This window comes from Streptomyces sp. NBC_01275 (genome assembly GCF_026340655.1).
Taxonomy (GTDB): Bacteria; Actinomycetota; Actinomycetes; order Streptomycetales; family Streptomycetaceae; genus Streptomyces.
Window position 1 is genome coordinate 6,215,124 of sequence record NZ_JAPEOZ010000001.1, and the last position, 23,340, is coordinate 6,238,463.

The window sequence follows — 23,340 nt, forward strand, 5'->3', positions numbered from 1 at the left end:
TGATGGATTGATGGTCTAGAAGAACGTGCGGATGTAGTCGACGACCGTGCCGTCCGCCTCGGCCAGCGGGATCAGCTGCCATTTGTCGAAGGCCGTGCACGGGTGGGACAGCCCCAGGCCGACCCAGTCGCCGACCTGGAGGTCCGCTTCCGGGGTCGTGCGCAGCCAGGCGTGCTGGTCGGACAGGCCGGTCACCGAGACGCCGGTCGCGGGGCGTTCGACGCCGTCCCGGCGGATCGCCTGGGCGGAGGGCAGGTCCAGGTCGTGGGCCGCGTCGCGCTTGCCCGCGTTGGCGAACGCCTGGTCGGGGGAGGGGCGCGAGACGACCTGGGTCCACAGCCGCAAGGCGGGCTCCAGCGCGCCCTCCTCGGGGACGCGGTTGAACGGGGTCAGCTTGCGGTAGTGGCCGTCGTCGTGCGAGACGTACGCGCCCGAGCGCAACAACTTCAGCACGGGCAGGGAGAGTTCGGGGATCCCGGCGAAGACGTCGGCGACCGCGTCGAACCAGGCGCTGCCGCCGGCGCTGACGACGATCTCCTCGAGGCCGACGCCCGCGAACCGCCCCGCCTTGTCGAAGTCCGCGGCGAGCGCGACCAGTCGGCGCAGCCAGGCGTGCACCCGCTCCGGCGTCGCCTGCGGCACCTCGCCCTCGTAGCCCGCGACCCCGACCAGCCGCAGCGTCGGCGCGGCGGCCACCGCGTCCGCGATCGCCGCGCACTCCGCCTCGGTACGGACCCCGGTGCGCGCGCCCTCGCCCGCGGCCAGCTCGACGACGACGTCCAGCGGGCGGCCGGACCCGCGCAGTGCGGCGTCCATCAGCTCGACTCCGCGCACGGAGTCGACGTAGCAGACGAGACGGAAGTCGGGGTCGGCGGTCAGCTGGGCGGCGATCCAGCGCAGGGCCGCCGGGTCCACCAGTTCGTTCGCGAGGAAGATCCGCCGGACGCCGTACGCCCGGGCCACGCGGACCTGGTGCGGCACGGCGAGGGTGACGCCCCACGCGCCGCGGTCGAGCTGCCGCTGGAAGAGCTGCGGGGCCATGGAGGTCTTGCCGTGCGGCGCGAAGGAGAGGCCGTGGCGGAGGGCGTACGTCTCCATGAGCGCGAGGTTGTGCTCCAGGCGCTCGGCGGACAGGGCCAGGACGGGGGTGGTGAATCCGCTGGTGAAGAGGTTGCGGCGCTCGGCGGCCAGCTCGCCGACCGTGCGGCCCTCGGCGTCCGGCGGGAGGCCCTTGAAGCGGTGGTCGATCCGTTCCTCGGCCAGTCGGGCGAGCGCCTCGGTGCTCATGGAACCTCCTGATCAGGATCGTTGCATTCTGTGCAACATCCATTGCGTATGTCGCTGACTGCTGTCTAACATCTCGCCCAACGCGAGGTCAACGGACCCGCCCCGGCGCTGGGAGCTTCGACCATCGTGACTGTCACCGGACCGCGCAACGCCCCCGACGTCGCTTCCGGCGTCCCGGACGTCGTCGCGCTCGGCGAGTCCCTGGTCACCTTCGTGCCCAACCGGCCGGGCCGCCTCGCCGACGTGCCCTCCTTCGACCGGGCCATCGGCGGCGCGGAGTCCAACGTGGCCTGCGTCCTCGCGGCGGCCGGACACACCGTGCGCTGGGTCAGCCGGGTCGGCGCGGACGGCTTCGGCGACCACCTCCTCGACGCCATCGGCTCCTACGGCGTCGACGTCACGTCCGTACGACGCGATCCCGCCCGCCCGACCGGCGTCTACTTCCGCACCGCCGGGGACCGGGCCACCGACGCCCACGAGGTGGCGTACTACCGGGCCGGGTCCGCGGCCTCCGCGATGACCGTGGGGAACACCGACCTCGACGCGGTGCGCGCGGGCCGCGTCCTGCATCTGACCGGGATCACCGCGGCCCTCTCCGGCGACTGCCTGGACCTGCTGCGCGAGCTCATGGCCCCCCGCCCCGGCCGGCCGCTCGTCTCCTTCGACGTCAACCACCGGCCCCGGCTCTGGCAGGAGGGCGCCGGCCCCCGGGCGCTGCTGGAGCTCGCGCGCGGCGCCGACCTCGTCTTCGTCGGCGAGGACGAGGCGGAGGAGGTGTGGGGCCTGAAGGGCGTCGACGCCGTCCGGGCCGCGTTCCCCGACCCCCGGACGCTCGTCGTCAAACAGGGCGCCCGCGGCGCGACCGTCTTCGACGACGACGGCGTCCACCAGGTCCCCGCCCCGCACGTCGACGTCGTCGCGGCCGTCGGCGCCGGCGACGCCTTCGCCGCCGGCTTCCTCTCCGCCACCCTGCGCGGACTGCCCGCACGGCAGCGGCTGCGCCACGGCCACCTCGTCGCGGCCGCCGCCCTCACCGTCCCCGGCGACCTCGCCGCCCCCCTTTCCCGCGACCACGCCGACCGCCTGGCCGCCCTCGACGAGGAGGCGTGGGGGACACTTCGACTCGGCCCTGGCTGGATCCAGGCACTTGAGGGGGCCGACGAGGAGGTACGTACGCCATGAGTCAGACCGTCGACCGCGCCCTGAGCATCCTGCCGCTGCTCGCCGAGGGCCCCGCCGATCTCGGACAGGTCGCCGACCGCCTCGGCGTGCACAAGTCGACGGCCCTGCGGCTGCTGCGCACGCTCCACGAGCACGGGCTCGTCTACCGCCAGTCCGACCAGCGCTACCGCCTCGGCGCCCGCCTCTTCGCCCTCGCCCAGGAGGCGATGGAGAACCTCGACATCCGCGAGATCGCCCACCCCCACCTCGTACGCCTCAACGAGCGCTGCGGACACACCGTCCACCTCGCCGTGCACGAGGAGGGCGAGGTCCTCTACATCGACAAGGTGGAGAGCCGTTACCCGGTGCGGATGTACTCCCGGATCGGCAAGCCCGTCGCCATCACCGTCGCCGCCGTCGCCAAGCTGCTCCTCGCCGATCTGCCCGAGAGCGAGCGCAGGGCGGTCGCCGAGAAGCTCGACTACCCCCTCTACACGTCCCGTTCCACCCCCAACGCTCCCGCCTTCCTGCGGGAGTTGGAGAAGGTGCGCGAACAGGGCTGGGCCACCGACCTCGGCGGCCACGAGGAGTCCATCAACTGCGTCGCCGCCCCCGTCCGCGGCGCGTCCGGCCGGGTGGTCGCCGCGATGTCGGTCTCCGCGCCGAACGTCGTCGTCACCGCCGACGAACTCCTCACCCTGCTCCCGCTGGTGCGCCGCACGGCGGACGCGATCAGCGGCGAGTACTCCGGCAGGACCCCAGCGCCTCAGTGAAAGCCCCTCCGTATGAAGGACCTCGTATGACGGACAAGATCGCCCTCACCCCGAAGACCCACACCACCCCGCCCGCGAAGTTCTCGCACGGCGTGAGGAAGGGCAACATCCTCCAGGTCGCCGGCCAGGTCGGCTTCCTCCCCGCCGAGGAGGGCAAGCCCCCCACGCCCGCCGGCCCCACCCTGCGCGAACAGACCCTCCAGACCCTCGCCAACGTCCAGGCCATCCTGGAGGAGGGCGGCGCGAGCTGGGACGACGCGATGATGATCCGCGTCTATCTGACGGACGTGGACCACTTCGCCGAGATGAACGCGCTCTACAACGCGTACTTCGAGGAGCAGGGCCTCACTGCACCGCCCGCGGCCCGCACGACGGTCTACGTCGGCCTGCCCGCCGGCCTCCTCATCGAGATCGACGCCCTCGCCGTCCTGAGCTGACCCTCAGCCGACCGCCCCTGCGCACCGGCGGCCCGCTTCTGCAGCGGTGACGGTGGCGATCGTGACGACGGCCGGCATCGTGGCGCCCCTGCTCGCCGAGGGCGACCACGGACAAGGACCGTGCCGGAGACGGTGCTGTCGGTCGCGGGCTTCGCGACGGCGGCCGTGTTGAGCGTCTTCGTGTAGGTGCGTCCCGGACCGGGTGCGGGCCGCGTGTAGGCGTCTCATAACGAAGTTGGGGGCTGACTGTGTCCGGCACAGGATCGTCGACCATACTTCCCGCTGTGGAGCAGCGCATAGGTTCAGGCAGCCAGCCCCTGGAGGGCGCCGGATTCGACCCGGCATTCATCCCCGGGCTCACGTCGCCCGTGACCGCGAAGCCGGAGGACGCGAAGCCGGCCGAGGACGAGGCGGAGGTCGCCGAGTCCGCGGAAACGGACGCGGCGGCCGAGGAGACTCCCGCCGAGGAGAAGTCCGTAGAGGCGTCCGAGGAGAAGTCGGGGGAGGCGTCCGAAGAGTCGGACGAGTCCTCCGACGGTTCCGAGGGCCCCGTCTTCGAGGCCTCTGACCGCCGTGCGCGGATCACCGCCGACGCCAAGGGCGTCCGGCTCCGCCTCGACGAGGAGGCGTGCGAGTTCCGCTGGGACGAGATCGGCGCGATCGAGACGGAGGCGCCGCGCTTCGGCAAGCGGTTCACCATCACGGTGCACACCCCTGACCGCCGCTGGTACCCGATCGAGATCGAGGCGACGGCCAGGGCCCGCTTCAAGGAGTGGGAAGAGCAGCTGGACGCGGTCCTCGACGCCTACTTCGAGGAAGAGGAACCCGAAGCGGGCGCCGAGGACGAGGTCGTCGTGGCGGACGAGCCCACCGACGACAGCTCAGCCGCGGACGAGTCGACCGAGGACAAGCCGGCGGAGGCCAAGTCGGCGGAGGACAAGCTCCTCAAGGACAAGCCCGTCAAGGATAAGTCCGCCGACTAGCCGACTAGCCGACCCGCCGACTAGCTGCAGTACTGCGTCTGCTTCCCGATCGACCGGTACATACAGTCCGCGTTCTCGAGGAGTTGCAGCACCGCGTCCCGGTTACGGGACGTCTCCCGCTCGATGACCTCGTCGGGCGGGTAGAAGCCGCCGCCCGAGCTGGACGACGGGTACATCTCGAAGGTGTACGAGAAGATCTTCTGCGTGCCCCAGAGATAGTCGTCGATCGACCCGTCCGTGATGTACAGGTCGCTCGACTGCTCAGGGGTGTACCCGTTGCTCGCGGCCATCTTCTGCCCGACCGCCTTGAACGCGGCGTTGTCGTCCGCGGTCATCCCCGTCGCCGTGTCTGCGGTGGTGTAGCCGAAGGGCCACAGCACGAGCTGGCTGTAGGTGTGGAAGTCGATCCCGGCGGTGATCTGCTGCTTCCCGCCGACGATCCGGCTGCGCACGAAGTCCGCGACCACCTTCACCTCGGGCGCCGACTCGGCGGAGGCGCCCCGGTAGGTCTCGGAGGACGTGGAGCCCGAAGACCCGCCACAGCAGCCGAACCTGTAGTTCCAGTTCCGGTTGAGGTCCGTACCGACGTACGAGGAACCGGAGTTGGGCTGGCGGTTCTTGCGCCACGAGCGGTAGGAGCCGGTGGCGATGTCGTACTCGCCGCCGTCCGGGTTGAGGTCGGGGACGATCCAGATCTCGCGTCCGTTGACCATGTTGGTGACGCGGGAGTCGGAGCCGTAGCCGGCGCCCAGCTCGCGGATCAGATACAGCGCCATCTCCACGGTGAGGTGCTCGCGGGCGTGCTGATGGTGGGTGAACAGCACCTCCGGCTCGGCCTCGTCGGTGGCGACGTTGTCGCTGATCTTGATGGCGACGATGTCCCGGCCCTCGTAGGACTTGCCGATGACCCGCTTGCTCATGATGCTCGGGTAGGCGGCGATCCGCTGGTTGATCTCCGCCGTCGCCTCGGCGTAGTTGTGGTAGGTCGAGTCGGCGGAGGGGAAGTCGAAGAGCCGCACCTCGTCCTCGGCGGTGCGGTCCGGCGCCGAACCCAGCAGGGACACGTCGTACCCCTGCGCCCGCAGCTTCTTGACCTGGTCCGCCCGGCCGGAGACGACGACGGTCTCCTCGTCGGCCTCGTCGACGCTCACCCCGGACGCGGCGATCGCGGTGCGGGTGACGGGGGTGCTGTGGTCGACGTGGATCTCGTACTGGCGGATGTCGTCGGGGGAGGGGGCCGCCTTCGGGGCGCTGCCCGCCGCCGCGTCGGTGACCGACGCCGAGATCGGCGCGGCGAGGGCGAGGGCCAGTACGGCGGCGAGCGTGGCGGTCCGTCTGCCGCTGCGGGCGCCTGAGCCGCGGATACGAAGTCGCATGAAGTCTCCTTGTGGGGAGGGGAGTGGGGGGCGGTTCTTCCTTGCGACGTGCTGTGCGCTTGCTGTGTGCGGCGTGCGTGCGGTGCCGCTCATCGTCGGCTTGTGGCATGAGCAGGTCAAGGGACAACAAAGAGCCGCTGGCCGGAATCATGCGGAATTCGGCCACGCGGTGCACGCGCGACACGTGAGCGCATCGGGTGGAGATCGCGGGAGTTCGCGGGAGTTCGCGGGAGTTCGCGGGGTGTCGCGGGAGTTCGCGGGGGATCTCGGGGGGTCTCGGGAGTTCGCGCGCGCCCTCATGTCGAACGGGGTAGCCCTGCAGGGCGACGCTCGAAGGTTGAGTTTCGCAAGTAACTCTCCTAGGCTGCTGTTCTCCCTAGGAGAGGTGCTGTGCTGCCGTGGCTGTGACCGTGCTGGACGACAAGACCGCGCTCGTGCTGATCGACCTTCAGGCGGGCACCCTCGCCGCACCCACCAAGCCGTACGCGGCCGTCGACGTCGTGGCCCGCGCGGCCGCACTCGCCGACGGGTTCCGCGCCGTCGGCGCCCCCGTCGTCCTCGTCCGCATGGCCACCTCGCCCGACGGCGCCGACGCGGTGCCCGGCCGCAGCGAGGCGGCACGGCTGGCCGGCGGCCGCTCCCGCCCCTACGACCTGGGACCCGTCGCAGAGCCGCTCGCCGGCCATGACGGGGACATCCTGGTCACCAAGCGGAACTGGGGCGCCTTCCACGGCACCGACCTCGACATCCAGCTGCGCCGCCGGGGCGTCACCCAGATCGTGCTGGGCGGCATCGCGACCAGCCTCGGCGTCGAGTCGACCGCCCGCGCCGCCCACGAGCACGGCTATCACGTCACGTTCGCCGTCGACGCGATGACCGACATCGACAAGGAAGCGCACCGGCACAGCGTGTCGTACCTGTTCCCGCTGATCGGCGAGCCGGGCACGACGGACGAGATCCTGGCGCTGCTGGCGGGCGCCCGCGCCTGAGCCTGTTGCTGGTCCCGTTCCCGTTCCCGTTCCCGTTGCTGTTCCCGCGCCCGAGGGCCAGTCCACCCCGTGGTCCCCGGCCCTCAGTCCTCGCTGCTCTGCCAGCGCGGGCTGATCGCGATCGCCCGCAGCTGGTCCATGGTGAGGGCGGGCTTCGCGCGGGTCGCGGCCTGCTCCTGGTCACCGGAGTTGAAGGCGCTGACGACGACCCGGGTGCCGTCCGTGCGCAGGGTGTCGACGGTCCACATCACGACCCCGGCCCCGCCCTTCTCGCCCGGCGCCTGACGCGTCGCGACGCGTGTGCCGTCGGCGAGGGTTTCGGCGTCGGCGCCGAAGAGCTCGTCGGCGACGTCGGACATGTTGCGCTGCACGTTGACCTGGACCAGGCTCTCGCCCTTGCCGTCGTCGACGACGAAGTAGCCGAACTCGGTCTCGTCGCTGCCGTGAGAGACCCGGTCCAGGCCCTTGGGCAGCAGGAGGCTGAGCTTGCGCAGGATGATTGTGCCGGTCATGGGCGCGGGACCGGTGGAGGAGGTGGTCGGGGCGGCCGGCTCTTCGATCCCGGGAATGGCGTCGGCGATGCGACGCCACTCCCCGGCCGTGGCCAGCGTCTTCAACTGCGCAGTCGTCAGCGGGGGTTCGGGACGGGTGACGGGCTTGCCCTTCTCCGCCGGGGAGTTCCATTCGGCGACGCTCACGTGATACCCGTCGGGCGTGACCAGGTCCGCGCCCCAGGCCTTGGTGGCGACGCGGCGGTCGGGATACTCGTACCCCTGGTAGAGCGTGACGGCGGACCCGTCGGCCAGCGTCTCGGTCACGCAGGTCTCGTCGCTCGTCGTCGCGCTGTCCGGACACGGCATCACCTCGCGGGCCGGATCGACACCGCCCTTGCCGCCCGGATCACTGCTCGCCGGAATCCGGTCCAGGCCCACGGAGATCGCCGCCGCGCCCTCGCCGTCGTCGAAGACGACCAAAGCGAGCGGCGGCAGCTTCTCGCCCGTCCCGCGCCCCTGCACAGAGCTGAACCTCCCCTTGGGGAGCAGCTTTTCGAGCGTCCGGATCACCTCCTCGGCGGAGAAGGCGGCGGACGTGGAGGCGGAGGCCGACGGCTTGGCGGTGCCGTTCGCGACGGAGGAGGGCCGGGGGGCGGACGAGCCCCAGGGCCCGAGCAGCGCCCCGCCCACCCCCACGAGGGCGAGGCCTGCCGCACTCCCCACCACGGCGGTGCGACGCCGAAGCCGCAGCCGCCGCCCACGTGCCGCGCCGCCGGCGACGAGCTCGGCGCGGGGGGAGTCGAAGGCTCCGCCCACCTGGTGCAGGGCGGCGGAGAGGCGGTCCTCGAAGGGATCGCCGTGCTGACCGACGGGCATGGTGAACCACCGTTTCCGTGAGGTTGGTTGGATGAGGTCGAGGCGTCGAGGCCGTTGAAGCGATGCCGAGGCGATGAGGCGCAGGGAAGACGAACGGTTCAGGGGCGGGCGTACTCGTCGATGTCCTCGCCCAGCAGCTCCCGCAGCCGCCCGAGGGCCCGCGAGCACCGCGTCCGGACGGCCGCCGAGCTGGCGTTCACCGCGCCGGCGGTCTCCTCGATCGAACGGTCCTCCCAGTACCGCAGGACCACCACCGCCCGGTCCTTGGCGGGCAGCCGCCTGAGTGCCTGCAACAGCGTGAGCCGCAACGGCGTGTCGGTGCCGGCGCCGTCGGGAACGTCGGGAAACGCGTCCACGGCCCGCTCCCGGCTGCTGCGCCGCCGCTGATGGGCGAGGAAGGTCCGGGTCAGCACGGTCTGTGCGTACCCGGCCGGGTTGTCCACCCGGGAGACCCGTCCCCAGCGGACGTACAGCCTGCCGAGGGTCTCCTGGACCAGATCCTCGGCGAGATGCGTGTCCCCGGCGGTGAGCAGACACGCCGACCGGTAGAGATGCCCGGCGCGCGCCGCCGCGAACTCGGCGTACTCGTCCGCACGGACCTGTCTCATGCGTGTTCCCCCTATGCAGACTGCCTTCATCTCACTGATGCGGTGGGGCGCGGAAAATGTTTCAGGGGAGACGGAAGGAATCTTCGGCGGGGGTCGCCGGGGAACCGGGGGAGCCATGGAAAGGACCTGTCTACGCCGGGGTAGGTTCCCGGTGTGACAGACCAGCCGCCTCCTCCTCCCACCCCACCGGGCTTCGGCCCACCCCCACCCCCGGCCCCGGTCCCCGGCCCGGAGTTCCTGGCAGTCGACAAGCACAACGCGGTCGTCGTCGACGTCTCGGGCGTGGCCTTCGAGATGTACGACATCACCGTCGACTTCCCCTGGCCGGAGATCCGCAGCGTCCACTACAAGGCGAGCCCCAACGGCAAGGCCCTCATGATCGCCGTCGTCCACCTGGACGGCCGGGTCTACGAGTGCGTGCTGACGGCGAAGCCCCGCGAAAAGCTCCAGAGCTGGTTCGCCCAACTGGCGTGGGTGCTGGGCTACTACCGCCCGATGGGCTGACCGCCCCCTTCCAAGAAGCAGATCGCGGCCCTCTTCGACGGCTGGAACAAGGCCCCGACTCCTCCGGCCGTTCGCAGTACACCCGGGCCCGGAGGAACGCGTCGAAGACGTCCTGCGGCGGGGCCTGTCCCTCCCGCGCCCGCCGCACGACGTCAACCAGATCGACCGCATCCCCCGCCGTACGCATGTTCCCAAAGATCACGCGAGCCGGTTACGGAATGCAGTCAGACCTACGGCAGTCAGACCTACGGCAGTCAGGCCCACGGCAGTCAGGCCTACGGCAGCCCATGCACATGCGCCCCCACCGCCGCCGACCACGCGTTCCCCGCCGTCGCGTCCCAGTTCGTCGACCAGGTCATCGCGCCCCGCAGGTCGGGATAGGTCCTCGACGGCTTGAAGGAGCCGCAGTTCGTTCCCTTGGCGAGGCAGTCCAGGGCGTTGTCGACCACGGTCGGCGAGACGTAACCGCTTCCCGCACCGCGCGTCGAGGCCGGGAGGCCCAGGCCCACCTGGGACGGGGCGAGTCCGCCCTCCAGCTGGATGCAGGCGAGGGCCGTCAGGAAGTCCACGGAGCCCTGGCTGTAGACCTTGCCGTCGCAGCCCAGCATCGAACCGCTGTTGTAGTACTGCATGTTGACGACCGTGAGGATGTCCTTCACGTTCAGCGCCGTCTGGAAGTACGCGTTGGACGTGGACTGCATGTCGATCGTCTGCGGCGCCATCGTCAGGATCAGGGACGCCCCCGCCTTCGCCGACAACGACCGCAGCGCCTGGCTCATGTACGTCGCGTTGAGCCCGTTCTCCAGGTCGATGTCCACGCCGTCGAAGCCGTACGTCTGCATCAGCGCGTACACCGAGTTCGCGAAGTTCGTCGCCGACGTGCCGTCGCTCACCGACACCGTGCCGTTCTGGCCGCCGATCGAGACGACGACCTTCTTCCCGGCCGCCCGCTTCGCCTTGACGTCCGCCTTGAACTGGTCCACGGTGTAGCCGCCCAGACCGGCGGAGTCCAGGTTGAAGGTCACCGCGCCCGGAGTCGTCGTCGCGTCCGCGAACGCCACGGCGATGATGTCGTACTGGGAGGAGACGTCCGAGATCCGCTGGACGGTCGCCCCGTTGTCGAAGTTCTGCCAGTACCCGGTCACGGCGTGCTTCGGCAGCGCACCGCCTCCGCCCCCGCCGCTCGCGGACGTCGTGCCCGTCACCGTCGCCGATTTCGCCGACTCGCCCGCCGCGTTGGTCGCCGTCACCTGGAAACCGTACGACGTCGACGCCGCGAGCCCGGTCACGGTGGCCGAGGTGCCGGTCACCGCCGTCACCTTCGTGCCGCCGCGGTAGACGGAGTAGCCCGTCGCGCCGGACACCGCGTTCCAGGCGAGGGACACGGACGACGACGTCGTGCCGGAGACGGTGAGGCCGCTCGGGGCGCCCGGGACCGTCGGGGCCGGGTCGCCGCCTCCGCCGCCGTCGGGGCCGTACACGGACACGTCGTCGGCGTAGTACGCGGCCTGGCCGTACCAGCCGTGGGTGTAGAGGGTCACGGACGTCGTCGAGGAGCCTGTCGTGAAACTCGTGGAGAGTTGTCTCCAGGAGGACGAGTCGGGGGTCCAGGTCGAGACGTCCGTGGTGCCCGTGCCGGTCACGCCCAGGTAGGTGTAGCCGCCCTGCACCCAGGCGCTCAGCGTGTACGTGGAGTTGGGCTTCACGGCGACGGTCTGGGTGCACTGGGCGTTGTCCTGCCCGGCGGGCGTCGCCTTCAGCGCGGCCGCGCCGCCGTGCACCGGAGAGGAGACGGTCGTACCGCTGCCCGCCGTACAGGTCCAGTTGGTCAGGCCGGACTCGAAGCCGGCGTTCTTGGCGTTGTTGAGGTCCGCGGCGGACGCCTGAGCCGCGCCCGTCAGGGACAGGGCGAGGGCGGCCGTGACCGCTCCCGCCCACAGCCGCCGTGTCGATGACGTCGGCCGTGTCGGCCGTGTCGGCCGTGTCGCTCGTCTGTGTAGGTACATGACAATAAGCTGGTCCAGACCAATTCGCTTGTCAAGGGCTCCGCTTGCGGAGGGTTGGTGTGCGTAATCTGCCCTGTTTTGGCGGGACTTGTGGGAAGAGGAGTTGCTTCGCAGCCGGGGAAAGCTCTACGGAAAGCTGTTCTCCGGCCGTAGGCGCGTGGATACAGTGCTGAGGTAGTCACGCAATGAAGTCACCCCGGTGCACCGGAGTAACGCCGATGCACCGGGACCGCGGGAATCGGGGAGCTGCGCGTGCCAACTGCCATTGCCGTGACCGGCGCCGACCTGGCGCTGCCGCCGCAGGACGAACGCACCCTGCCCGCGGCCGTCCTCGCCGACCTCGACCGCCGCCCGCTCGACGAGGCCCTCGCCGCCGTCCAGACGCTCGTCGAACAGCACGGGCATGTGATCGTCGTGTACTCGCGCGGCGCCCCGGTCGCCGTGGAGCAACGGCTGCACACCATCCGTTCCCTCCTGGAGAGCGACCGCATCGCCCTGTTCCGGCCGGAGCTGCCCCCGCTCGGAGTCGCTGTCCTCGCCCGTCAGTTGCGCCAGCTCGCCTCCTGCGACCTCGGCCCCGGCGTGCTCGCCTCGGCCGGCCGGCTGCTCACCCACTACCTCCACGCCGGCGCGCTGCTCGGCTCGGTCGCCCGCCTCGACCGCGTCCCCGTCGTCGGACTGAAGTCGCACGCCAGGTCATGGGTGCCCGGCGGCCAGTTCGCCGTGCTCGCCCATCCTCAGCCCCAGTTGGTGAAGGCCGCCCCCGATGTCACCCTGCCCGGCCCGGAGTTCGGCACCTGGATGCTGGTCGGCCGGGGGCAGCTCCAGTCCGACTGGGTGACCGGGACCCTCGCCCCCGCCTGGCGGACCCAGGGCCTGCGCGAGACGGAACTGCCCGCCGAGTCCGCCGACTGGTGGGGCACCGGCAAGCTGATCGAGTTCTGCTCCTATCTGCCCGACCTCTCGGTCCTCTACCAACTGGTCGCCTCCGTACGGCAGAGCGTCTGCCACTGGTGCGGCATCGACGTCATCGGCGACCGCTGCGTCTTCTGCTCCGCCACCCCGCCGCCCGCCTCCGAACCCGCCGTCCGAGCCATCGGCCCGGCCCGCTCCGCCGGCCCGGCCCACTCCGCCCACTCGGCCCGCGCGCTCACCGCGGGCGACTGAAGCCCCCCGTCCCATGGGTACTCGCTCCGCCTGCCTGTCCCGCTCGACCCGACCCCCAACGAGGTTGCACGGTTCATGAACTCCCGTCAGCGCCGCGGCGTGCTTCTCCTGCTCCTGTCGGTCGTGTGCGCCCTCGGCGCGTTCGCCGGCGTCCTCTCCGTCGTCGACGACGTGAAGTCCAAGGTCGGCCCCGAGGTGACCGCTTACGAGGTGCGTTCCGACGTGGCGCCCTACACCGCCCTCGGTGCGGGCCAGTTCAAGAAGATCGAGATGCCCGAGCGCTGGCTGTCGGAGAACGCGGTGACCGATCTCTCCGCGATCCGCGGCAAGATCGCCGTGACGACGCTGCGCAAGGGCTCCCTGCTGCAGAGCGACATGATCGTCGACCAGCCCGCCCTCAAACCAGGGGAGCAGGAGGTCGCCATCATGATCGACGCGGCCACCGGCGTGGCCGGCAAGATCACCCCGGGCTCCACGGTCAACGTCTACGCCACGTTCGAGGGCGCCCGTGAGAGCGACCCCGACCAGTCGAAGATCATCGTGACGAACGCCCGGGTCCTCGACGTCGGCGAGCTGACCGCCCTCGAACCCGACGCGAACGACCGGAGCCAGTCGCCCACGGACGCCGTCCCCATCACCTTCGCGCTGTCCACCCTCGACGCCCAGCGCATCACCTACGCCGAGTCCTTCGCCAAACGCGTCCGCCTCGCCCTCGTCGCACCCGGCGGCGACACCACGGTCCCCGAACAGGACCGTACGTACGAACTCGTCACGGACAAGTGAGAGGCCGCCGCCCATGCCCACGAGGATCCTCCCGGCCGTCGGCGACGCGGACGCGGTCCGCGCCCTCACCACCCTGCTCAGCCAGCTCCCCGACGCCGAGCCGGTCGCCCCGGTCACCGACTCCACCCAGCTCGTGGACACCCTCGCCCACCTCGCCGCCGAGTCCGTCGACGAACTCCCCGAGGTCGTGATCGTCCATGAACGCATCGGCCCCGTACCGGCGTTGGAGCTGGTCCGCGAGGTCGCCCTGCGCTTCCCCGCGGTAGGCGTCATCCTCGTCACCACCGACGCGGGACCAGGTCTGTTCGCCGCCGCCATGGACTCGGGCGCCCGCGGCCTGGTCGCCCTGCCGCTGAGCTACGAGGACCTCGCCAGCCGCGTCCAGGCGGTCGCCCAGTGGTCGGTCGGCGTACGACGTCATCTCGGCCACGGCGCCGAGGTGTTCACCGGGGTCGGCGGCACGGTCGTCACCGTCAGCGGCGCCAAGGGGGGCGTCGGCACCACTCTCACCGCCGTCCAACTCGCCCTCGCCGCCCAGGCGTCGGGCCGCCCCACCGCTCTGGTCGACCTCGACCTCCAGGCCGGCGACGTCGCCTCCTACCTGGACGTCCAGTTCCGCCGCTCGGTCGTCGACCTCGCCGCCATCACCGACATCTCGCCCCGCATCCTCGCCGAGGCCGTCTTCCGCCACGACACCGGCGTGGCCCTGCTGCTGGCCCCCGCCGAGGGCGAACGCGGCGAGGAGGTCACCGACCGCGCCGCCCGCCAGATCGTCAGCGCCCTGCGCTCCCGCTACGAGGTCGTCGTCGTCGACTGCGGCGCCCAGCTCAGCGGGGCCGGCGCGGCCGCCGTGGAGATGGCCGACCGCGCGCTCCTGGTCACCACCCCCGACGTGGTCGCCGTCCGCGGCGCCAAACGCACCGTCCGCATGTGGGACCGGCTCCAGATCCGCAAGGCCGAGGAGACGACCGTCGTCGTCAACCGCCACACGCGCGGTACGGAGATCCAGCCCCCGCTCATCCAGAAGATCACCGGCACCGCCCTCGCCGCGACCACGGTCCCCGCCAACTTCCGTGAACTCCAGGCCGCGGTGGACGCCGGCCGCGTCCACGCCCTCGACGGCAAGGGCGCCGTCCGCCAGGCTCTGTGGGCGCTGGCGGGGGAGTTGGGCCTGGTGAAAGCGCCGGAAACCGCTCTCGAACGCCGGGGCGGCGGACGGGCGCGCGGCGGGGACCGGGGAGCGGCCGGGTTCCGGCGGCGGAGGGAGTGAGCCGTATGAGCCGTATGAGATATCTGAGCCATATGAGATGTCTGAGCCGTGCGGGATGTCTGAGTCGTATGCGGCGGCCGACGCGCGGTGACCGGGGTCAGGTCACCGTCGAACTCCTCGGCATGACACCGCTGATCATCGTGACCTTGACGGTGGTGTGGCAGTTCGTGCTCGTGGGGTACACGTTCACGCTCGCGGGGAATGCTGCCGACGAGGCGGTGCGTGCGGGAACGGCGGCGCACCGGGGGGAGCGACAGGCAGTGTGCGAGCAGGCGGGCAAGGACAAGCTGTCGGAGGCGTGGCGCTCCGGGGCCACCGTGAGCTGCTCGGGGTCCGGGTATGTGACGGCGGACGTCTCCCTCCGGGTCCCCGTCCTCTTCCCGGGGCTCATCGACTTCCCGTTCACGGTGCACGGACACGCGGGCGCCGTCGAGGAAGAGGACGACTGAGATGTCGTACCAACGCCGTCGCGGCGGCCGGGACCGGGGGCAGGTCGCCCTGGAGTACCTGGGCTTCCTGCCGATCCTGCTGCTGGTCGCGCTGGCCGCCGTACAGCTCGGGGTGATCGCGTACGCGGCGCAGCAGGCGGGGACGGCGGCGCGGGCGGGGGCGCGCAGCGCGTCCCTGCGGGAGGACTATGCGGGGGACTGCCAGCGGGCGGTGAGCAGTTGGCTGGCGGCGAGCTGCTCGTCCGCGTATCTGGGCGACGAGGTGCGGGTCACCTCCACCGTCACCATCCCGTCCGTCATCCCCGGCATCGGGAACTTCGGCCAGGCCCACAAGACGGCCACCATGCCGGTCGACCACTGAAGGAAGGCGGCGAACCCATGAGCCTTCGGGCACGCATCACCTCCCCCGAGGAGAACGGCAACCGGGGCGAGGACGGCCACCTGGTCTCCTCCTACCGCGCCAAGCTGCTGGAGGAGATCGACCTCGCCGAGATGAGCTCGCTGGCGGCGGCCGAGCGCCGGGCCCGGCTCGAGCGGGTGCTGGGGCACATCATCAGCCGCGAGGGCCCGGTGCTGTCGACGGGGGAACGCTCGCAGCTGATCCGGCGGGTGGTCGACGAGGCCCTCGGCCTGGGCATCCTGGAGCCGCTGCTCGAAGACGCGTCGATCACCGAGATCATGGTCAACGGGCCGGACGCGATCTTCGTCGAACGGGCGGGCCGCGTCGAGCAGTTGCCGATCCGCTTCGCCTCCAACGACCAGCTGATGCAGACCATCGAACGCATCGTCTCCACCGTCAACCGCCGCGTCGACGAGACGAACCCGATGGTCGACGCCCGACTCCCGTCCGGCGAGCGCGTCAACGTCATCATCCCGCCGCTCTCCCTCACCGGCCCCACCCTCACCATCCGCCGCTTCCCGCGCTCCTTCACGCTCCATGAGCTGATCGGCTTCGGCTCGCTGGACGAGCAGATGCTGTATCTGCTGGCGGGCCTGGTGCAGGCGAAGTTCAACGTGATCGTCTCGGGCGCGACCGGCACCGGCAAGACCACCTTGCTGAACGCGCTGTCGGGACTGATCCCGGACGGCGAACGCATCATCACCATCGAGGACTCCGCCGAGCTCCAGCTCCAGCAGTCGCACGTGATCCGTCTGGAGTCCCGTCCCCCGAACGTCGAGGGCAGCGGCCGCATCACCATCCGCGACCTGGTCCGCAACTCGCTGCGGATGCGCCCCGACCGGATCGTGGTCGGCGAGGTCCGCGGCGGCGAGTCCCTCGACATGCTCCAGGCCATGTCGACGGGCCACGACGGCTCCCTGGCGACCGTCCACGCCAACAGCGCCGAGGACGCGCTGATGCGGTTGCAGACCCTGGCGTCCATGTCCGACGTCGAGATCCCCTTCGTCGCCCTCCACGACCAGATCAACAGCGCCGTCGACGTCATCGTCCAGCTCACCCGGTTCGCCGACGGCGCCCGCCGGATCACCGAGATAGCCCTCCTCGACAGCCACGGCGGCGAGCCGTACCGGCTGGCGACGATCTCCCGCTTCAACGCCCAGCCGATGGCCGCCGACGGCCGTATCTACGGCGCCTTCGAGTACTTCCCCCTCCCGCGCCGCACCGCCGACCGGCTCTACATGGCCAGCCAGCCGATCCCGCAGGCGTTCGGAGTGGCGCACGCGGCACACGAACTCACGACCAGGGAAGCCCGATAGGGCCCGGCAGGGCCTTTTCCGGGCAGGACAGACAGGACGCCACCCATGGACCTCGACAGCCTGATCGCCCTCACCACCGGCGTGACGCTGCTGACCTGCGCCCTGGCCGTCATCGGCCTGCACACCTATGCCAAGGGCCAGGCCCAGCGCGCCGACCTGGTGGACCGGCTGTCGTACACCGGCCAGCTGCCGCTCACCGGCCGCCGGCGCCGCTTCCGCAACCTGGATCGCCGACTGCGCCGTACGAAGGCGGGACGCAAGCTCGAACTGCGGCTGGTGGCCACGGGGTTGGACGTGACGCCCGGCGAGTTCCTCGTCTACATGCTGACGACCGTGGCCGGCCTCTGGCTGGTCGGCCAGGCCACCCTGGCCCCCTTCTTCGGCCCGCTGGCCGGCCTCCTCGGCGTCTGGGCGGCCTGGCAGTTCCTCAACTGGCAACGCCAGAAACGCATCGAGAAGTTCATCAACCAACTCCCCGAACTGGCCCGCATCCTGGCCAACGCCACCCACGCCGGCCTCGCCCTGCGCACCGCGATCGGCATGGCGGCGGAGGAGCTGGAGGCCCCGGCCGGCGAGGAACTGGCCAAGGTCGCCAACCAGTTGGCCGTCGGCCAGTCCATGGACGACGCGCTGGGCGAACTCGCCGACCGCCTTCCCTCCCGTGAACTCGTCGTCCTCGTCACCACCCTCGTCCTCTCCAACCGGGCGGGCGGCCAGGTCGTCGGAGCCCTACGGAACCTGACGGACACGCTGGAGGAGCGCAAGGAGACCCGACGTGAGGTGCGGACGCAGTTGTCGCAGGTCAACATGACGTCGTACGCGGTGCCCGCGCTGGGGGTGGGCGCGCTGTTCCTGATGAACAGCGTCGAGGACGGCACGCTCGACCGCATGACGGGCTCGCCCGTCGGCCAGGCCTGCGTGATCGTCGCCTTCGCCCTGTACGCCGTCGGCTTCGTCCTCATCCGCCGCATGTCCCGCATCGACGTCTGAATCGCAAGAGGGAGAGGGGAGGAGGGACCATGGAACTTCTGCTCGCACTCGTCATGGGGCTGAGCGTCTGGGGAGCCTTCGCCGGCATCCGCATGTACCGGGCCGACGTCAAACTCCCCGCCGACCTGGCGCTGGCCCTGGAGGTCGGCGCGACCCGCACCAGCGCCGTCGGCTCGCTCGTCGACCGCCTGGGCATGCGCTACGCCCCCGCCGTCCTGCGGCTGATGGGCCCCAAACAGGTCGCCAGGTACCGCCGCCGGATCGACCTCGCCGGCAACCCGGGCGGCCTGACCATCGACCGCTACGCGGCCCGGCGCGCCGTGTACGGCGCGATCGGCGGCTTCGGAGCCCTGGCCGCCCTGCTCCAGGGCAGCTTCTTCGTCGCCCTCCTCATGCTCGCCTTCGGCGCGTTCTGGTCCGAGGTCGGCATCTGGTCCGCGATCCGGGTCCGCAAGGACGCCATCGAACGGACCCTGCCGGACTTCCTGGACGTCCTCGCCGTGGTGGTCAGCGCGGGCCTCGGCTTCCGCCAGGCCCTCGACCGCGTGGCCTCCAAGTACGAGGGCCCGTGGGCGGACGAGATCCGCATCACGCTCCGCCAGATGGACCTCGGCGTCAGCCGCCGCGAGGCCTTCGAGGAACTGCGCCGCCGCAACGACTCCGAGCAGGTCGCCATGTTCGTCACGGCGCTCCAGCAGGGCGAGGAACTCGGCGCGCCGATCGTCGACACGCTGGTCGCGATCGCCAAGGACATGCGCCGTACGGACGCGCAGAACGCCCGCCGCAAGGCGGCCCGCGCGGTCCCCAAGGCCACGCTGATGATCACGACGTTCATGGTCCCGGCGACGATGCTCCTCCTGGGCGCGGGCATGCTGCTCGGCTCCGGCACGGACTTCAGCTCGATCACGGGCGGGTAGGGGCGGGGGCGGGAGGGGTGAGGGCGATGAGCACGGCGATGACCACGGTGACGGCTACGGCGACGACTACGACTACGACTACGACTACGACTACGACTACGACTACGGCGACCAGGCGGAGGCGCGGGAGGTCGCTGATTCGCAAGGGTCTGCTGAGGTTCCCGCGTACGTCCTCCGTGCCCCCGACCCCCATCCCCCTCCAGGTCAACGCCCTGCAGGCGATGTGCCGTCAGGTCTTCGGCTTCCGGCTGGCCATGATCGCCGTGGCCGCCCCGGCCGCCCTCCTCAACGCCTCCCCGGGCCTCGGCGTCCGCCTGGTCGGCGCGGCCGTGGTCGTCACCTTCATGGGCTCCTACGTCCTCTTCCGCGACTGGGAACGCTTCGGCCCCCTCCTCCTGTGCCACCCCACCCTCCTGGCCGCCGACACCCTCTTCGGCACCCTGCTGCTGATCTCCGCGGGCCCCGACACCACCCTCGCCTACGTCAGCGTCTGCACCCCGCTCCTCGCCGGCATCGTCTACGGCTGGCGGGGCGCGGCCTGCTTCGCCTCCCTCCAGTCGCTGATCCTGCTGCTGGTCTACGCGACCCTGAGGCAGGAGTCGCACGCGAGCCTCGCCGAACGGCTGCTCCTGCCCGGCCTCTGCCTGATCACCGGCGCGGTGGGCTCCACCCTGCGCAACCTCATGCTCCGCTTCGGCTCGGCCACCCAGGCCCTGACCACGGTCAAGGCCCGTCTCGCCGCCACCGAGGCGGTCGCCGCAGAACGCGCCCGACTGGCCCGCGAGATGCACGACTCCGTGGCCAAGACCCTGCACGGCGTGGCCCTCGCCGCGGACGCCCTGGCCCGCTCGGCGAGCTCACCGGACATGGACCCGGCCCGCGTACGGCAACACGCGGAACTGGTCGCCCGCGCCGCGCGCCGCGCCGCCGCCGAGTCCCGCGAACTCCTCACCGACCTGCGCCGCGAGAGCGACCCTGCGCAGGGGTACGGCAACGGCGACGGCGACGGCATCGACGTGCTGCCCGAACTGGCCGCCCGTGCCGAGGACTTCGGCACCCGCACCGGTCTGCCCACCGCCTGCCGCCTCACAGGCGACCGTACGACGCTCCCCGTACCGTCCGCCGTGGCCCGTCAGCTCCTCACGATCACCGCCGAGGCCATGGAGAACGCCCACCGCCACGCGGCCCCGACCCAGGTGGAGGTAAGGGCGGCCGTACAGGGCGAAGTCCTCACCCTCACCGTCCACGACGACGGACGCGGCCTGCCGCCCGGCACCACCCTCGAACAGCTGCGCCGCACCGGCCACTTCGGCCTGGTCGGCATGGTGGAGCGGGCCGCCTCGGTCGGGGCCCGCATCCGGATCGACCCCGGCGACCACGACCGGGGCACCGCGGTGCGCCTGGAACTCCCCCTCACGACCCTCACCCCAACGGCCCTCACCCCATGAGCGGCTCCCCCCACCCCACGAGAGGAGGCCGCTCGATGCCGGACCGACCGCCCCACCCCGGCGCTGCGCAGCCGCCCTTCCCGCCGTTCCCCGAACTGCCCCGGCCCGTGCCCGTCCGCGTGGTCGTGGCCGACGACAACCCCGTGGTCCGCGCGGGCCTGACCGCCCTGCTCTCCGGCCGTGAGGACATCACGGTCGTCGCGGAGGCGGCCGACGGCCGCGAAGCCTACGAGGCCGCCCTGCGTCACCGCCCCGACGTCGTCCTCCTGGACGTCCGCATGCCCGTCGTGGACGGCCTGTCGGCCCTGCCCCACCTGGTGCGGATCGCCCGGGTGGTGATGCTCACCTACAGCCATGAGTCGGAGATCGTCCAGGAGGCCCTGCGCCGGGGGGCGGGGGGCTACCTCGTCCACGGGGAGTTCAGCGTCGAGGAGTTGGCGTCCGCGGTGCGGGACATCACCCGAGGCCGGGCGCACTTCACTCCGGCCGCGGCGACGGCGGTGCTGGCGCATATCCAGAGCGATGCGACTGCACACAGAGAAACGGATGCAACACCCCTATTTCCTTTGACTTCTTCGAAACCGCTTTCGCAGTTGCAACCGAATATGGGACAGTCGTCGTCTGAACACAGGGCAAGGCAACACAGGGCGGGGTTCCCACTCAGCGCGAGGGAGGCGGAGATCATGGACCTCATCGCGTCGGGGATGAACAACCAGCAGATCGCCGCCACCTGTTTCATCAGCGAGAAGACGGTCAAGAACCACATCAACCGCATCTTCGCCAAACTGCACAGCAGCAGTCGTTCCGAGGCGGCCGCGAAGTGGCTCGGCACGGCGGTGACTTCATGAAACGCCGCCGAACCCTCCACTGGGCCCGGGATTGGGCCCACGGACCCTCTGCCGAGGCGACCTTCGTGACGTACGGTGCCGGTCACGCCACGAACGGAGAGGAACGCCATGAGCGACCTGCTGCTGAAGACCGCCGTCGCGGCCAAGGTCCGGGTGAGCGGCTGGAAGAACACGACAGTGGACGCCGTACGCCGCCGCGCGGGCGACGACAAGGGGCAGACCGCGGTCGAGTATCTGGGCATCATCGCGGTGGTGGTGGCGATCGTGGTGCTGATCGCGAACACGAACCTGGGCGCGACCATCGTCAACAAGCTCACCGCTCAGATCGCCAAGGTGGCTCCCTGACACGACTGCGCAAGCGCACGCACGGCGACGCAGGGCAGGTCTTCCCCATCTACATCACGGTGGTGGCGGGCCTGCTCTTTCTCGCGTTCGCGTACTTCGCGGTCGGGCAGGCCGCGGTGAACCGCAACGGCGCGCAGACGGCCGCCGACGCGGCGGCGCTGGCGGCGGCCCAGGAGACCAGGGACCGACTCGCCGACCGGTGGACGCTGGACGTCCTCGACCCGACGCAATGGCAGGACATCTTCGACGGCGTCGGAGCGACGACCGAGTGCGGGGAGGCGGCCCGGCTCGCGGCGCTGAACGACGCGGGCGATGTCCGGTGCGACCGCATCGGCCTGCGCTATGACGTCACCGTCCAGGCGAACAAGTCGGCGGGGAAGTCCGTGATCCCTGCCACGAGCGTCACGCAGGCACACGCCTCCGCCACTGCCGTGATCGAGTCGCTGTGCACGTTCGAGCCTGCGCCAGAGGAGTCCGGCGACCCGGGGAACACCGGCGAGCCCGAGGATCCGGGTGACCCCGAAGATCCTGATGACCCCCAGGACGTCGTGCTGCCGAGGCTCACCTGCAAGGACGGGAGGATCTGGGACCTGGACCCGGCCGATCTCACCGATCTGCCCGGCCCCGAAGACCTCTTCGACGTCCACCTGGCCACAGGCTGACGAGCGAACGACGAGTGGAGAAGGAAGCGGAGTGATGAGCATGCGGTTCACGGCGGAAGCCCGTAGGGGGATGGTCGCGCTGGCCGTCGTGGCCGGGCTGGCACTCGGCGCGACCGCCTGCGGAGGTGGCGGTGGCGACGACAAGAAGCCCCAGAGTTCGCCTTCCGCCTCCAAGGCGACTGGATCGCAGCCGGACACGCAGGAGGGACAGTCCGACGAGCCGTTGGCCGAGATGAAGGGGCCGAGCGGGCTGCTTCTCCAGATCGCCTCTGCCGTTCGCGATTCAGGCGGTTTCGTGACGGTGAACGGTGAGCTGAAGAACGACGGCGGTGAAGTAGCGGTCATTCCACTGGAGTTGAGCGGCAACGAGACCGAGATCATGAACAACGGGAGATCTCTCGGCGGAGCCACCCTCATCGACTCCAAGGGCAAAAAACGCTACTACGTCCTCCGCGACACAGACGGCCGCCCCCTCACCACCACAGGCTTCTCCACGCTCAAGGCCGGCGAATCGATCGACGTCTTCCTGCAGTTCCCCGCGCCGCCGACGAGCACCACCGACGTCACCTTCCAACTCCCGCTGTTCCCCAGCGCGGTCATCAAGATCTCCGGGTGAGGCCGGTCATGACCCCTCGTCTCACCCTCGCCGTCACCACCGTGACGCTTCTGGTCGCCGCGAACCTCGCCGTGCTGCCCTCGGCCCACGCCGACGACACCCCGAGCGTGCCCCCGGGCACCGAACCCACCGCCACCGCCCCCGTCGAGGTCGACCCGAACGACCCGGACCTCAAGCTCCCGGAGGGCGGGACCCTCGCCGAGCCCAAGGTGCTGGACATCAAGCAGGTCGTGGAGGACGAGTCCGGTGACGAGCGCCGTGAGGACACCAACGCGGACGTGACCTTCGCGCTCCAGGCGGAGGTCCTCTTCAGCAAGAACAGCGCGAAACTCGGCGCGCAGGCGAAGGCCCGTATCGCCACGATCGCGGAGGAGATCAAGAAGCAGAACACCAACCTGATCCGTGTCTTCGGCTTCACGGACGACCTGGGCTCCTCGGCCCACGGCGACGTCCTGTCCAAGCAGCGCGCGGACGCCGTCCAGGCCGAACTCGCGGGCGACCTGAACGACCCGAACATCACCTTCGAGGTACGCGGTTACGGCGAGCAGTACCCGATCGCCGACAACTCGACCGAGGCCGGCCGCAAGAAGAACCGCCGAGTGGAGGTCACCTTCCCCCGCACAGTGAGCTGACCC

The 23,340-nt window shown here is 70.7% G+C and carries 25 protein-coding genes; 20 read left to right on the forward strand and 5 right to left on the reverse strand.

From position 1 onward, the window contains the following. Positions 1–15: 15 nt before the first annotated feature. The gene (locus tag OG562_RS27615; protein ID WP_266402410.1) at positions 16–1,287 is read right to left on the reverse strand and encodes an amino acid deaminase; all 1,272 of its coding nucleotides are present in this window, start codon (positions 1,285–1,287) and stop codon (positions 16–18) included. A gap of 126 nt (positions 1,288–1,413) precedes the next feature. Between OG562_RS27615 and OG562_RS27620 the strand changes: the two genes are divergently transcribed. From OG562_RS27620 to OG562_RS27635, 4 genes are all read left to right on the forward strand, one after another. Beyond that, positions 1,414–2,469, forward strand: a complete 1,056-nt coding sequence (locus tag OG562_RS27620; protein WP_266402413.1) for a sugar kinase — start codon at positions 1,414–1,416, stop codon at positions 2,467–2,469. Beyond that, positions 2,466–3,221: an IclR family transcriptional regulator gene (locus tag OG562_RS27625; RefSeq protein WP_266402416.1), complete on the forward strand. Its 756-nt coding sequence runs from the start codon at positions 2,466–2,468 to the stop codon at positions 3,219–3,221. Before OG562_RS27620 ends, OG562_RS27625 begins: the two co-directional genes overlap by 4 nt. A gap of 26 nt (positions 3,222–3,247) precedes the next feature. Continuing rightward, on the forward strand, positions 3,248–3,658 hold the full coding sequence (locus OG562_RS27630) for a RidA family protein (RefSeq protein ID WP_266402417.1): 411 nt from the start codon (positions 3,248–3,250) through the stop codon (positions 3,656–3,658). Between the two features lie 284 nt (positions 3,659–3,942). Then, entirely contained in the window at positions 3,943–4,641 is a 699-nt protein-coding gene (locus OG562_RS27635) for a hypothetical protein (RefSeq protein ID WP_266402419.1), read from the forward strand. A 20-nt stretch (positions 4,642–4,661) separates the two neighbouring features. Here OG562_RS27635 and OG562_RS27640 read toward each other — a convergent pair whose 3' ends face one another. Continuing rightward, positions 4,662–6,017 (reverse strand): M14 family metallopeptidase, encoded by a 1,356-nt coding sequence (locus OG562_RS27640; RefSeq protein ID WP_266402421.1) that lies wholly within the window; start codon positions 6,015–6,017, stop codon positions 4,662–4,664. 398 nt (positions 6,018–6,415) lie between these two features. Between OG562_RS27640 and OG562_RS27645 the strand changes: the two genes are divergently transcribed. Beyond that, a complete protein-coding gene (locus OG562_RS27645) occupies positions 6,416–7,006 on the forward strand; it encodes an isochorismatase family protein (RefSeq protein WP_266402422.1) in 591 nt (196 codons plus the stop codon). A gap of 83 nt (positions 7,007–7,089) precedes the next feature. Here OG562_RS27645 and OG562_RS27650 read toward each other — a convergent pair whose 3' ends face one another. Both OG562_RS27650 and OG562_RS27655 read right to left on the reverse strand, forming a co-directional pair. After that, on the reverse strand, positions 7,090–8,376 hold the full coding sequence (locus tag OG562_RS27650) for a hypothetical protein (protein WP_266402424.1): 1,287 nt from the start codon (positions 8,374–8,376) through the stop codon (positions 7,090–7,092). A gap of 98 nt (positions 8,377–8,474) precedes the next feature. Then, positions 8,475–8,984: a SigE family RNA polymerase sigma factor gene (locus OG562_RS27655; RefSeq protein WP_266402426.1), complete on the reverse strand. Its 510-nt coding sequence runs from the start codon at positions 8,982–8,984 to the stop codon at positions 8,475–8,477. 153 nt (positions 8,985–9,137) lie between these two features. Here OG562_RS27655 and OG562_RS27660 point away from each other — a divergent pair, with 153 nt between their 5' ends. Beyond that, the gene (locus OG562_RS27660) at positions 9,138–9,488 is read left to right on the forward strand and encodes a hypothetical protein (RefSeq protein WP_266402428.1); all 351 of its coding nucleotides are present in this window, start codon (positions 9,138–9,140) and stop codon (positions 9,486–9,488) included. A gap of 275 nt (positions 9,489–9,763) precedes the next feature. On the opposite strand, the gene OG562_RS27665 is transcribed toward OG562_RS27660, so the two are convergent. Then, positions 9,764–11,494, reverse strand: a complete 1,731-nt coding sequence (locus tag OG562_RS27665; RefSeq protein WP_266402430.1) for a chitinase — start codon at positions 11,492–11,494, stop codon at positions 9,764–9,766. Between the two features lie 252 nt (positions 11,495–11,746). Here OG562_RS27665 and OG562_RS27670 point away from each other — a divergent pair, with 252 nt between their 5' ends. The 14 genes from OG562_RS27670 to OG562_RS27735 all read left to right on the forward strand — a co-directional run bounded on the left by OG562_RS27670 (position 11,747) and on the right by OG562_RS27735 (position 23,337). Next, positions 11,747–12,661 carry a hypothetical protein gene (locus OG562_RS27670; protein WP_266402432.1) on the forward strand — a complete coding sequence of 305 codons (915 nt, stop codon included), beginning with the start codon at positions 11,747–11,749 and terminating at the stop codon, positions 12,659–12,661. 75 nt (positions 12,662–12,736) lie between these two features. Continuing rightward, positions 12,737–13,444, forward strand: a complete 708-nt coding sequence (cpaB, locus tag OG562_RS27675) for a Flp pilus assembly protein CpaB (RefSeq protein WP_266402433.1) — start codon at positions 12,737–12,739, stop codon at positions 13,442–13,444. 13 nt (positions 13,445–13,457) lie between these two features. Further along, entirely contained in the window at positions 13,458–14,714 is a 1,257-nt protein-coding gene (locus OG562_RS27680; protein WP_266402435.1) for an AAA family ATPase, read from the forward strand. 68 nt (positions 14,715–14,782) lie between these two features. Further along, the gene (locus OG562_RS27685) at positions 14,783–15,163 is read left to right on the forward strand and encodes a TadE family protein (protein WP_266409576.1); all 381 of its coding nucleotides are present in this window, start codon (positions 14,783–14,785) and stop codon (positions 15,161–15,163) included. Between the two features lies 1 nt (position 15,164). Beyond that, the gene (locus tag OG562_RS27690) at positions 15,165–15,524 is read left to right on the forward strand and encodes a TadE/TadG family type IV pilus assembly protein (RefSeq protein ID WP_266402438.1); all 360 of its coding nucleotides are present in this window, start codon (positions 15,165–15,167) and stop codon (positions 15,522–15,524) included. A 17-nt stretch (positions 15,525–15,541) separates the two neighbouring features. Then, positions 15,542–16,879 carry a CpaF family protein gene (locus OG562_RS27695; RefSeq protein WP_266402440.1) on the forward strand — a complete coding sequence of 446 codons (1,338 nt, stop codon included), beginning with the start codon at positions 15,542–15,544 and terminating at the stop codon, positions 16,877–16,879. A gap of 45 nt (positions 16,880–16,924) precedes the next feature. Next, complete coding sequence (locus OG562_RS27700; RefSeq protein ID WP_266402443.1) at positions 16,925–17,869, forward strand: type II secretion system F family protein; 945 nt, start codon at positions 16,925–16,927, stop codon at positions 17,867–17,869. A 29-nt stretch (positions 17,870–17,898) separates the two neighbouring features. After that, positions 17,899–18,786: a DUF5936 domain-containing protein gene (locus OG562_RS27705; protein WP_266402446.1), complete on the forward strand. Its 888-nt coding sequence runs from the start codon at positions 17,899–17,901 to the stop codon at positions 18,784–18,786. Positions 18,787–19,007: 221 nt separating this feature from the next. After that, a complete protein-coding gene (locus OG562_RS27710; RefSeq protein ID WP_266409578.1) occupies positions 19,008–20,234 on the forward strand; it encodes a sensor histidine kinase in 1,227 nt (408 codons plus the stop codon). Positions 20,235–20,269: 35 nt separating this feature from the next. After that, complete coding sequence (locus tag OG562_RS27715) at positions 20,270–21,082, forward strand: response regulator transcription factor (RefSeq protein ID WP_266402448.1); 813 nt, start codon at positions 20,270–20,272, stop codon at positions 21,080–21,082. Between the two features lie 108 nt (positions 21,083–21,190). Beyond that, on the forward strand, positions 21,191–21,427 hold the full coding sequence (locus OG562_RS27720) for a hypothetical protein (RefSeq protein ID WP_266402450.1): 237 nt from the start codon (positions 21,191–21,193) through the stop codon (positions 21,425–21,427). Positions 21,428–21,432: 5 nt separating this feature from the next. Further along, the gene (locus OG562_RS27725; protein WP_266409579.1) at positions 21,433–22,089 is read left to right on the forward strand and encodes a pilus assembly protein TadG-related protein; all 657 of its coding nucleotides are present in this window, start codon (positions 21,433–21,435) and stop codon (positions 22,087–22,089) included. Positions 22,090–22,123: 34 nt separating this feature from the next. Continuing rightward, positions 22,124–22,705 (forward strand): hypothetical protein, encoded by a 582-nt coding sequence (locus tag OG562_RS27730; protein WP_266402451.1) that lies wholly within the window; start codon positions 22,124–22,126, stop codon positions 22,703–22,705. A gap of 8 nt (positions 22,706–22,713) precedes the next feature. Continuing rightward, on the forward strand, positions 22,714–23,337 hold the full coding sequence (locus OG562_RS27735) for an OmpA family protein (RefSeq protein WP_266402453.1): 624 nt from the start codon (positions 22,714–22,716) through the stop codon (positions 23,335–23,337). Positions 23,338–23,340: the final 3 nt, after the last annotated feature.